Genomic DNA, 10,791 nt, shown 5'->3' with positions numbered 1-10,791 from the left:
CTTATGATAGTTGCCTTTCATTCGGTCATCGATCAAACTATCTAACTTGCTCGGATCTCCATGGGTGCTCCAGTAGGCCACCTTCCGCAAGGAGCATCCGATTAAGTCCGCGATCTCTTGTTGAGTCCTGCCGTCATTGCGCAGTAGTAGTATTAGAATGCGCTCTCGAATGTCAGGGTGTTCATGGAACTTCAACTGCTTCTGAAGCTCTTGCTTTTCCTCTGACGTTAGATAGTTTCTGACTCCCATGGCTTATTCCAGAATTTTAATGTATTATACGCAGTTTAGATGACTAACAGCTTATGCCACCCTGTTTGAACTGGCTCCCGATGGCTATCTGGTGACCGACAGCCACGGCCTGATCTACCATGCCAATCGGGCGGCGGCGGTGCTGTGTGGCCTATCTCAGGACGCTCTGATTCACAAACCCTTGATTGTGTTTATTGTCGAGGCGGATCGGCCCACCTTTCAAGCTCGCCTAGCGGCCCCCGGCGAAGCACAGGACTGGGAAATCACCCTCCTCCGCCGGGATAAAACCAGGCTGACCGTGGCGATTTCGGTGGCGGTGCGACAAAATGCCCAGGGAGAAGCCCTCACCCTGCTGTGGCTGCTGCGAGACATTACCCCCCGCAAGCAGATGGAGGATCAGTTGCAAGCGGCCCACGATCATCTGGAGCGCCAGGTGGCCACCCGCACCGCCGAACTTACCGTCGCCAATGCCGAACTTCAGCAAGCCCTCGATCACTACCACCAAGCCGAGGCCCACATTCGCTACCAGGCCGCGTTGATTGATCAAGTCTCGGATGCCATGTATGTGCAGGATGGGCAGGGCCGGGTGGAATTTTGGGGTCTGGGGGCCGAGCGCCTGTATGGCTGGACCGCAGCGGAAGCCCTGGGCCAATCCACCGATAATCTGTTTCAAGAAGACTGGGATGTGCTGCGGTTGCGCGGATCTCCGTCCCAGCCAGAGCCGGACTTTTGGCAGGGGGAACTGAATCAGAAAACCCAGGCGGGCCAATCAATCACGGTGCTCAGCCGCCGTACCTCCATCCAGGGCGACACCGGACAGCCTCCATCGCTACTGGTGATGAACACCGATATCACCCATCTCAAGCTCCTAGAGGCCCAGCTTTATCGCACCCAGCGCATCGAAAGCCTCGGCATCCTCGCCAGTGGTTTGGCCCACGATTTGAACAATGCCCTGACGCCAGTGCTGACCGCCGCCGATCTGTTGCTCCTGCCCACATCAGCCCTGCCGGAGTCGGTTAGCCATTTGGTGCGGTTGATCAAATCGGGGGGGACGCGCAGTGTCGCGTTAATTCAGCAACTCATGCTCTTTGCCCAGGGCACCCCCATGCAGCGCCTGCCCCTGTGGCTGCGTCACCCCTTGCTGGCGGTGGCTGAACTGCTGCGGCCCACCCTGCCCAGGGGCGTGGAAATCGTGGTACACATCCCACCGGATTGGCCCCATCGGGTGTTGGCCAACCCCACCCAACTGCAACAGGTGTTTATGAATCTCTGCCTCAATGCCTGCGATGCCATGCCCCAGGGCGGTACGCTCACCCTGGCGGTGGCCGACGACTGGCTGGATGAGACCTCGACCCAGGCTTACCTAGGGGCGCGTCCTGGTCGCTATGGGGTGGTGACGGTGGCCGATACGGGCATGGGCATTGAACCCAGCCTGGTAGACCAAATATTCGATCCCTTTTTTACCACCAAACCCCCTGGGCAGGGCACCGGGTTGGGGCTGTCTACCGTGTTCAGCCTGGTGAAGCAGCATGGCGGCTTTCTTCGGGTTGAGAGCCAGGTGGGCCAGGGAACGACCTTTTGGGTGTACTTACCGATTCTCGATACGCTAGCCTCAACGTTAGAACGGCCTCAGAGTATACCCACTCATCAAGCATCCAAGCTCAGCCCTCATCCCCCAACCCCTTCTCCCTGAAGAAGGGGAGCCAGACTCAGAACCCCTCTCCCTTGGGGAGAGGGGCAGGGGCGAGGGCGAAGGCCATGGCAAATGGATAGTCATGGCTATGGAACGCTCTAAAGCCGATCCGCTGCCCACCGAGTTTGATCCGCCCACCGAGACGGATTCGTCCACCGAGGCCGATTATTAGGCAGATTGTCCAACCCAAAACGCACCCGCACCCTAGGATACCGATCAGCCTTGCAAACGTGTGATTCAGTGTTGTTCCTGGAACCCTTGCGATAGGGAAACGTAACCGTTATGGAGATGGCATTACAGATTGAGGCAATCTATCAACGGGCCTTGGCCCTACAACAACGCGCCAGTGCAACCCCTTTGCAGCCAGACCTCTTGGCCATTGCCCTGCACGATCTGTATGGCGTTTTAGAGGAGTTACGCGCCGCCCAAGAGGAAGTGTTGCAGCAAAATCAAGCCTTGGTGGAGGCCCATCAAACCATCGAGCTAGAGCGCCAACGCTACCAGGATCTGTTTAACTTAGCCCCCCAAGCCTACCTGGTCACCGATGCCAAGGGCGGTATTCAAGAGGCCAATCATGCGGTGGCGACGCTACTGAATCGTCCCCAAGCCTACTTAATCGGGAAACCCCTGGTGCTGTTTGTGGAAGAATCGAACCGAACGGAGTTCTATACCAACCTAGGGGCCATTAACTGTCACTCCCGCCAGATCCCCCCCGAAATCGAGTCCTGGGACATCGTGCTATGCCCCCACAGCGGCTCCCCGCTGGATATCGTTGCGACCCTATCCATTACCCGGCTGGCCGATGGCACGGTAGCTAGCCTGCGCTGGCTGCTGCGAGACATTACCCAAGAAAAACAGGCTCTCGATCAAATTCGGCGGCAGGCGTTTTACGATTCCCTCACGGATTTGCCCAACCGCACCTTTTTTGATCTGCATCTAACCAAATCCCTCGCCCAGGCCACCCGTCACAGACAGCAATTAGCGATTATTTTCATCGACCTCGATGGCTTTAAAGGGATTAACGACTCCCTTGGCCATGCCATGGGCGATCTGATTCTGAAAGCAACGGCCCATCGCCTGAGCCAAGGGTTGCGGGAAGAAGATGTGTTAGTCCGCTGGGGCGGGGATGAATTTGCCCTCATTGTGTACCCCGTCGAAACGCCAGACTCCATCACACAGGTTTGTGAACGCATCCAGGAGAACCTCAAACCAGCCTTCCCAATCCATGGCAAGACCCTTCACATCTCTGGCAGCATGGGAATCGCACTGTTTCCCCACCATGGCAATGATGCTATTAGCCTCATGCGCCAAGCGGATCTAGCCCTCTATCGGGCGAAGGCCACCGGATGCAATACCTACGATCTCGACCTATCAATGGGGAAAGCCGAACGCTAGCGGCGACAAAACTATAGCGGTTCTCGATAGAGTGAGATACACCGTTGCTGGGTTCTAGATCCCCCCAGTACCTAGCGGTCTAAGGCTCACTCTGTACCCCCCTTGATAAGGGGGGCAGGGGGGATCATCGTAACCCCCCTTGATAAGGGGGGCAGGGGGGATCGTCGTAATGTACTTCAACCGAGTGAAATCCGCTATAGCGGCGACAAAAAAGGAGCCCCCGTGGGGACTCCTACCTTGTGATTCTGCCCGCAGGCAAACTTGTTAGGCGGTTATCGAACTACGACAACCATTCCAGCGTGGCCTCTTCCTTGGTGTTGGTACGGCGGTCGAGGGTAGCCCGGTCAAAGGTCATGTGGATGGTGCGGGTTTGCTCACCATCGGCGGCCACCGCCATGATCGGGAAGTCGAGGTTGCCGTCCTGGAAGGACATTTGGAACCGGAAGGTGCCATCGGCATTGAGCTTGATCGGCTTGCCGCCAATGGTGACGGTGGCGTCGGGTTCCGTGGCACCGTAGACGATCAGTTCGGCATCGGCAATCAGCCAGAACTGGCGGGGCCGGATGGGCGGCGCAGAGGCCGAGAAGCCCAACCCAAAGCCCGACATGGTGAGCCCCGACATGGTGAGGGGATAGCCCGACATGGTGGGCACCGACCCCATGGGCACCTCCGCCGTGGCCCACAGCCCTGCCCCAGAGGGGAAGACGTAGGAACTCATGGCTTGTTCGGCCATCAGCGAACCGGGTACATGCTGGATGGAACCCGCCATGTGGACGGCCCCACCCACCTGCTGAATCGATCCGGCGACGTGCTGCACCGATCCGGCGACGTGCTGGATAGAACCGGGCACCTGTTGGAGCGACCCCGCAACATGCTGCCCCGAACCGGGGACATGCGGCATGGAGCCATAGAGGGAACCCGCCACCCGCTGAGCTTCGCTGTCCTTGGTCATGGCATACATACGGTCGTAGATGCCCTGGGCGGCGGCTCCGGTGCGGCTGGGGTGGCGCAGGGCCATCAGGGTCTTGCCGCGTAGATCGGCCTGCCAATCCACGGTGATGAAGTGGTCTTCAATCCAATCCGACGGGTAGACCGGGGGAATGTGGACGGGCAAGGAACGGGCCAACACCAACCAGCGGCCATCGTTGCAGAGGTAGCCAATTTCCGCCACATAGTCGCGGTCGCTGACGGGGATGGGCAGGTACCAATCCCGAGCCATTTCGTCGCATTCGTACTGTTGCAGGCTGTGGGGGGATTGGTAATTCAGGTCAATGTCGGTGACATCGTAGAACCGCAGGGCCAACCGCACACCGCCCTGGCGGCGCAGGTCGTCCTTATGTTCGGCAGGGATATCCCAATAGGCGTAGGCCCACTGGGGATCGCGGGGCATTAGCACAATACGGCTCTCGCCATAGCCGCTGGGCAAATCCGGTAGCCCCTCATCTACCGAAGTGAGCGCCTCTAAAGGGGGCAGATCAGGGGCCATGTACTTTGACGCTTCAACCTGGGTTTGGGCCGCAGCAGCGGACGTGACCACACTAGGGGCCGGAATTTGCCCCCGCTGGGCATCAATGGTGCGAATTGCGTCGATTAGCTCGGTCTTGCGCATCCGGCTATAGCGAGACACCTCATACTCGCTGGCCACCTTGCGAAGCTGCCGCAAGGTCATGTCTTCTAGGGGAGGGCGTTGCTGGGACATAGGCCAATCTTCTCCTCAGGGAAATTTTCAAACAGAGGTCACCGCCGATCTCAAAGCCTCACCCTACACCTGGAACGATGGCCCTTGCGGGTTCCCTCGTGGCGGTGGTCGGGGATCAAGACTTGCCCGTCACTATGACAAAAAAGAAACCGGGGATCAAGCCTATCACAAGGCTTTTTGGGCCTTCTGAGCGGCAGAATCAGGCTTTGGGGATCAATTTTGTCAGGATTTCATGACATAGCGATCCCCATAAGCACAATTGCGTCATAAATTCATGACATTCTGATCTCGACGGACATCAAAACCGAGGCCGAAGGGAGAGGGGTTCTGAATCTGGCTCCCCTTCTCCCCGAGGGAGCTACTGTGTATACACAGCTTGCTTTCATGCCGCAAGTCCTGGGAGATCCCCCTAAATCCCCCTTAAAAAGGGGGACTTTGATTCCAGTTCCCCCCTTGATTCCAGTTCCCCCCTTGTTAAGGGGGGCTAGGGGGGATCAACGCCAGGGTATATGCTGGTTGAGGTTTGTCGCGGTGGGCTATGCACCCAGAATCCACAGAGGCTATGGATGAGGTTGTGACGAATGAGGTGGCGTCCCCAGGGGCGGGGCGAGGGGTGATTAGCCGTCTGTTGCCGCCCGCCATTCGGCTCTGGTTGCACACCCAACTGGATCACCTGGAGGGGCTGGAATTTCGACTGGAGGGCAAGGATCGGCAAATTCTGTCCGGCCACATTCCCCAGGTCAGCCTGTCGGCCCAGCGGGCGGTGTATCGGGGGCTGCACGTTAGCCAAGCGGCGGTGACGGCGAAGGAGATTCGCATCAACCTGGGCCAGGTGGTGCGGGGCAAACCCTTGCGACTGCTGCAAGCGTTCCCGGTCGAGGGGCGGGTCTCTCTGCGTACCGAGGACGTGCGGGCCTCCCTCCATGCGCCGCTGCTAGAACAGGGGCTCCAGGATATTTTCCAGCGCTGGGTTCAATCCCCTAAAGATGTCATCGCCGGGAACGATGTTCTGGAACATTTAACCGCCCTGCCCCCCGCCACCCAACTCACCGAGATTGCCCTCGGCCACGGCACCCTCACCCTCATCTGGTTAATCGATGCGGCCACCGAGAAACACCTTCGGCTGCACACCCACCTCACCATGCGGGAGGGACGCTATCTTTCCCTAGGGCAAACCGAGGTACAGGTAGGCCAGTCGGGCCGTTGGTTGGCCCCCAGCCCCATGGACGATGTGGTGATGGACTTGGGCACCGAAGCTAACATCTACCATCTCGCGGTGACGCCCCAAGCCATTGAAATGGAAGGCATGGTGCGGGTCATTCCCTAGGGGTAATACAACCCTGAGATGCCTCTAGCAAACTCAACGGGCCAGACTAAACGATGATGTCTGCGCTGGCTCCCCCGTAGCTTAACCTCAGTTCGGGTTAAGCTCTGTAGCTCTATGCCCTGGTAGCCCTCACCCCCAGCCCCTCTCCCATGGGGTGAGGGCTACAGCGCAAGCCAGAAGCAGTCTTCTAGAAATTGTAGTCTTTGGCTTATCCCGAACTCAGGTTACCTAACTCTCCATCCCCATGACTCAGATCAAATCCGAATCAGAAAACCCCGATTCCTAACCCGTCAAATCGTCGGGGCACCGGATCAGGCGATTTTACCGCTAGGGACGGGAAAACAGGGGATGAGATTAATAACCGCAAAGATGTATCGAAAACAACAGATTTACCAAGGTTTTCTAGCCATTACTAAGGGCTGAGTCGTTTTAGTCCTTTGTGAGGAGTCGCGTCGTGACCCAGCCGTCTGAAGACCTGCAAACTGCACCGGGGGGAGGGCTAGAGCCTTCTCCCGGTGGCGGTGGCATTGCAGGCCAAATTGCCAGTTTTTTTGATTTTGAAGGTCATCGCACCAATCTGCGCACCGAGGTGATTGCTGGGGCCACCAGCTTTGTCACCATGGCCTACATTTTGATTGTCAACCCCGATATTTTATCGGCGGCGATATTCCTGAATGAAGCGGGGGATCTGTTTGGCGAACTGGTGATGGCCACGGGCATCTCCGCCGCCATTGCCACGCTGATTATGGGGTTCTATGCCAAGTTTCCCTTTGTGCTGGCCCCCGGCATGGGCATCAACGCCTACTTTGCCTTCACCGTGGTGCTGGGTCTGGGCATTGACTGGCGCGTTGCCTTGGCCGCTGTGTTCGTGGAAGGGATCATCTTTATTCTGCTGACCGTCACCAATGTCCGCAGCCAAATTGTGGAGGCCATCCCGGAAGCCATCAAACACGCCACCACTGCCGGGATTGGCATCTTCATTGCCTACATCGGCCTTAAAAATGCCGGAATCATCGTGGCCTACGAGCCGACCTTTACTACCCTCGGCTCCCTCCAAACCCCTAGCACCGCTGTGGCCATTCTGGGTCTGCTGGTGACCTCGGCCCTGTTTGCCCGTCGGGTAACGGGGGCATTGCTCTGGGGCATTTTGGGCACCGCCATTTTCGCCTGGATTTTTGGGGTAGCCCCTTGGCCTGAGGGCATCGTTGGCATTCCCAGCGCTCCGGTGGATCTGTTTGGCCAAGCCTTTGTGGGCCTAGGCGAACTGTTTCGGATCAACTTCTGGGAGATGATCAGCATCATCTTTGTGTTCCTGTTTGTGGACTTGTTCGACACCATCGGCACCCTCACGGGTTTGGGGTCTAAGGCCGGATACATCGATTCCGAAGGCAAATTCCCCGGCGTGGAAAAAGCCTTCATGGCCGATGCCGTGGGCACCACCGCCGGGGCCGTGCTGGGGACTTCCACCGTCACCACCTACATCGAATCGGCCTCAGGCATCTACGAAGGGGGCCGCACCGGGTTCACCGCCGTGGTTGCCGCCCTGCTGTTTCTGGTGGCGATGCTGTTTATCCCCTTCTTTGCAGGCATTCCCTCCTTTGCCACCTCCCCCGCCCTCATCCTGGTGGGGGTAATGATGATGTCCGCCGCCCGGATGATTGATTGGGACGACCCCGCCGCCGCCATCGCCGCCTTTCTCACCATCGTGGTGATGCCCCTGTCCTTCTCCATCGCCGAAGGGCTGGCCATGGGCTTGATTGCCTATCCGCTGATCAAAGCCTTCCAGGGCAAAGCCAGCGAAACTACCATCGGTATGTGGATTTTGGCGGCGATCTTTGTATTGCGCTACATCTTTATCGCAGAGTAGGCTCCCTGGCGGCATGGCGTTGCGCGTTCGCTTGAGCGTGGCCTGATCGCGTTTGCCCCATGGATGACGCTGGCGTAGTGCATCCTCCGTTGACGGGAATCCCCAGTAGAACGCTAGGGGGATTCCCGTTTTTGTAGGGGCTCGGCCCAGGGCAGGCATAGCACCAGTCCTACGGCGAAGGGTTCAGAGTCCGGCGGTACCACGGCGGCTAGGGTGATATCGCCGCCGTGGGCGCGGGCAATTTCGCGGGCGAGGCTAAGGCCCAGACCGAGGCCATCGGTGGTGCGGCTACGGGCGGGGTCGCCTCGGTAAAAACGGTCGAAGAGGTGGGTTCTATCCTGATCAGAAAGGGGTTGGGCGGCGTTGGTGACGGTGATCTGGACTTGGTTTTGGAGCACCTGGCCCACCACCCGAATCCAGCCCTGGGGCAGGTTGTATTTGATGGCATTGCCCAGCAGATTTTGAAGTACCTGAATCAGTAGGTCGCCATCCCCCTGCACCCAGAGGTTGGGGACCAAGTCGGCAGTGACGGTGAGGTCGGGAGCCAGCAGCGCCATGTCTTCGAGTTGGTCGGTCACCAAGTCGCCCAGGTTCACCGGGGTTTGGCGCAAGGTCATCTGCCCCGCATCGGCCAAGGAAAGCAGCAACAGCTTGCGCACAATGCCCCCCAGACGGCTGACTTCATCCAACAAATGCCCCAGGGTTTGCTGCATGGGGGATCCGGCCTCGGCCCGTTGCAGGGCTTGTTCGAGTTCACCCTGGAGGATGGCGAGGGGGGTTTTGAGTTCGTGGGCGGCGTCGCCACTGAAGCGGGTGGCCTGATGAAAACTGCGTTCCAGCCGTTCCAGCATGGCGTTGAAGGCGGTGATGAGGGGCTCAAATTCCTGATCGGCCTCGGCAGTGGCAATGCGCTGATGCAAGCCCTGGGCCGTGACCTGGGTAATGCTTTGGCTGAGGGTTTGCACAGGTCGTAAGGCCCGTCCTGCCAAGGCCCAAGACCCCACGGCGACCAAGGCCAGGGCACCGGGGATGGTCAATCCGTAAATCCGCCAGAGCACCTTCATTTCTTGGTGAATAGCCTGGAGGCTGACGGCCATCACCACCTGCCCCATCGGCCCAGATCGCCCCACCACTCGCCAGCGCTGGCCCGACCCCCGTGCCGTAACGGGGCCAAGGGTGACAATGTCCTGAGCCATGTGATCCATGGTGTGCCGTTGCTGTGGGCCTGGGGCTAAGGGGCGAGGGGAACGAGGGGGCTGGGGATCGGCGTTGGGAGAAGGGCGCAGGGGACGCGGCAGGGTGAGATCCGTTGGCCACCAAGGGGATTGGTAACGCAGAGTATTGTTGCGGTCGAAGAGAACGAGGGCCACCGATTCTGGCGCAGGGATCCCTAGGGGTTGGGCGAGGGTGGTTTCAGGATTCACCAGAGGATCGCCGTTGCGGGGCCGACCGAGGGGCTGTAGACTGCTGCGCAACTGGGCATCCAGGCGATCCAACTTGGCCTGGTAGGTGAGCCAGCCCGACAACAGAGCAAACCCCACCAGCACCCCCCCCGCCAAGGCCGAAGACAGCAGGGCCAACCGCCAACGTAGGGAAGGGCGGGTCATGGCTTGGCCTCTGGGGACTTGGCCTCTGGGGACTTGGCCTCTGGGGGCCGAAACCGATAGCCCACGCCGCGCACACTTTCAATCCACTGGGCCGCCTCGACGGGTTCTAGCTTTTTGCGAAGGCGTTGGATGGCCACATCCACCACATTGGTGCTGGGATTGAAGTCGTAGCCCCAAACGTGCTCCAGAATTTGGGTGCGGGTGAAGACCCGACCGGGGGAACGCATTAGGTATTCCAGCAGGTTAAATTCCTTGCCCGTCAAATCCACCTGCCGATCACCGCTGCTCACCGTGCGGGTGATGCGATCTAGCCGCAGCGGCCCCTGGGCGAGGATATTCTGCCGCTCTCCTTGGGTGCGGCGCACCACGGCATGGATGCGGGCCACCAGTTCCTCCACGTAGAAGGGTTTGGCCAGGTAGTCATCGGCCCCCAGGTTCAGCCCCGTCAGTCGATCATCCAGTTCATTGCGGGCGGTGAGCAGGATAATTGGCACCGTTTGGCCCCGCTGGCGCAAATCCTTCAAAATCGATAGCCCATCCTTACCGGGCACCATAATATCCAGCAGCACCACGTCATACGCCCGCTCCGTGGCCCAGGCATAGCCCTCGTTGCCGTTGGCGCAGTGATCCACCACAAAGCCCTGCTCCCGCAGCCCCTGCACCACAAAGCTGGCAATTTTGGCCTCATCTTCCACCAGTAACACGTTCATGGCGGATCATCTGTTGATGCTTGCGAAACTCATCCAACAGCCCCCAATTCAGGGAACCTATGCCTAGAATGCCTGGTCAAGCCCCCCCTAGGGCCAAAATGACAAAGTTGTAATTCGCTTGTAAGACGGTCGTCATGTTGCCCTGGCTTAATGGAAAGCGTAGACCTAGTCCAGGCCAACGGCGAAAACGGTGGTCATCCCCTCCGTCTGCCCTGGAGACAGGTTTAGACCCTATACAAGGTTG

8 protein-coding genes are annotated in these 10,791 nt (G+C 58.9%); 4 read left to right on the top strand and 4 right to left on the bottom strand.

Translation table 11 applies throughout. The annotated features are described in order from the left end of the window. On the bottom strand, positions 1-249 hold a 249-nt coding region (locus tag H6G62_RS18080), incomplete at its 3' end, for a helix-turn-helix domain-containing protein (RefSeq protein WP_190496222.1). A 61-nt stretch (positions 250-310) separates the two neighbouring features. On the opposite strand from H6G62_RS18080, the gene H6G62_RS18075 reads away from it, so the two are divergent. Both H6G62_RS18075 and H6G62_RS18070 read left to right on the top strand, forming a co-directional pair. After that, complete coding sequence (locus H6G62_RS18075) at positions 311-1,942, top strand: PAS domain-containing sensor histidine kinase (protein ID WP_277883040.1); 1,632 nt, start codon at positions 311-313, stop codon at positions 1,940-1,942. Between the two features lie 288 nt (positions 1,943-2,230). Next, a complete protein-coding gene (locus tag H6G62_RS18070) occupies positions 2,231-3,337 on the top strand; it encodes a diguanylate cyclase (RefSeq protein ID WP_190497664.1) in 1,107 nt (368 codons plus the stop codon). Positions 3,338-3,617: 280 nt separating this feature from the next. On the opposite strand, the gene H6G62_RS18065 is transcribed toward H6G62_RS18070, so the two are convergent. Next, positions 3,618-5,036 (bottom strand): DUF4912 domain-containing protein, encoded by a 1,419-nt coding sequence (locus tag H6G62_RS18065; protein ID WP_190497662.1) that lies wholly within the window; start codon positions 5,034-5,036, stop codon positions 3,618-3,620. A gap of 562 nt (positions 5,037-5,598) precedes the next feature. On the opposite strand from H6G62_RS18065, the gene H6G62_RS18060 reads away from it, so the two are divergent. After that, positions 5,599-6,363 (top strand): DUF2993 domain-containing protein, encoded by a 765-nt coding sequence (locus H6G62_RS18060; RefSeq protein ID WP_190497660.1) that lies wholly within the window; start codon positions 5,599-5,601, stop codon positions 6,361-6,363. Positions 6,364-6,889: 526 nt separating this feature from the next. Next, on the top strand, positions 6,890-8,230 hold the full coding sequence (locus H6G62_RS18055; RefSeq protein ID WP_347239378.1) for an NCS2 family permease: 1,341 nt from the start codon (positions 6,890-6,892) through the stop codon (positions 8,228-8,230). Positions 8,231-8,343: 113 nt separating this feature from the next. On the opposite strand, the gene H6G62_RS18050 is transcribed toward H6G62_RS18055, so the two are convergent. Further along, positions 8,344-9,837 (bottom strand): ATP-binding protein, encoded by a 1,494-nt coding sequence (locus H6G62_RS18050; protein WP_190497658.1) that lies wholly within the window; start codon positions 9,835-9,837, stop codon positions 8,344-8,346. Further along, positions 9,834-10,547: a response regulator transcription factor gene (locus H6G62_RS18045; protein WP_190497656.1), complete on the bottom strand. Its 714-nt coding sequence runs from the start codon at positions 10,545-10,547 to the stop codon at positions 9,834-9,836. Before H6G62_RS18045 ends, H6G62_RS18050 begins: the two co-directional genes overlap by 4 nt. Positions 10,548-10,791: the final 244 nt, after the last annotated feature.

It is taken from the genome of Phormidium sp. FACHB-1136 (genome assembly GCF_014697375.1).
In the GTDB taxonomy this organism is placed as follows: Bacteria; Cyanobacteriota; Cyanobacteriia; order Phormidesmidales; family Phormidesmidaceae; genus Nodosilinea.
Note: the sequence above shows the minus strand (reverse complement) of the source record. Positions and strands in the feature narration are given on the sequence as shown.

Bases quoted from the DNA above. Each gene is read 5' to 3' on its own strand.
- H6G62_RS18070 (WP_190497664.1), top strand. From the start codon at position 2,231: ATGGCATTACAGATTGAGGCAATCTATCAACGGGCCTTGGCCCTACAA.
- H6G62_RS18065 (WP_190497662.1), bottom strand. From the start codon at position 5,036: ATGTCCCAGCAACGCCCTCCCCTAGAAGACATGACCTTGCGGCAGCTT.
- H6G62_RS18060 (WP_190497660.1), top strand. From the start codon at position 5,599: ATGGATGAGGTTGTGACGAATGAGGTGGCGTCCCCAGGGGCGGGGCGA.
- H6G62_RS18050 (WP_190497658.1), bottom strand. From the start codon at position 9,837: ATGACCCGCCCTTCCCTACGTTGGCGGTTGGCCCTGCTGTCTTCGGCC.
- H6G62_RS18045 (WP_190497656.1), bottom strand. From the start codon at position 10,547: ATGAACGTGTTACTGGTGGAAGATGAGGCCAAAATTGCCAGCTTTGTG.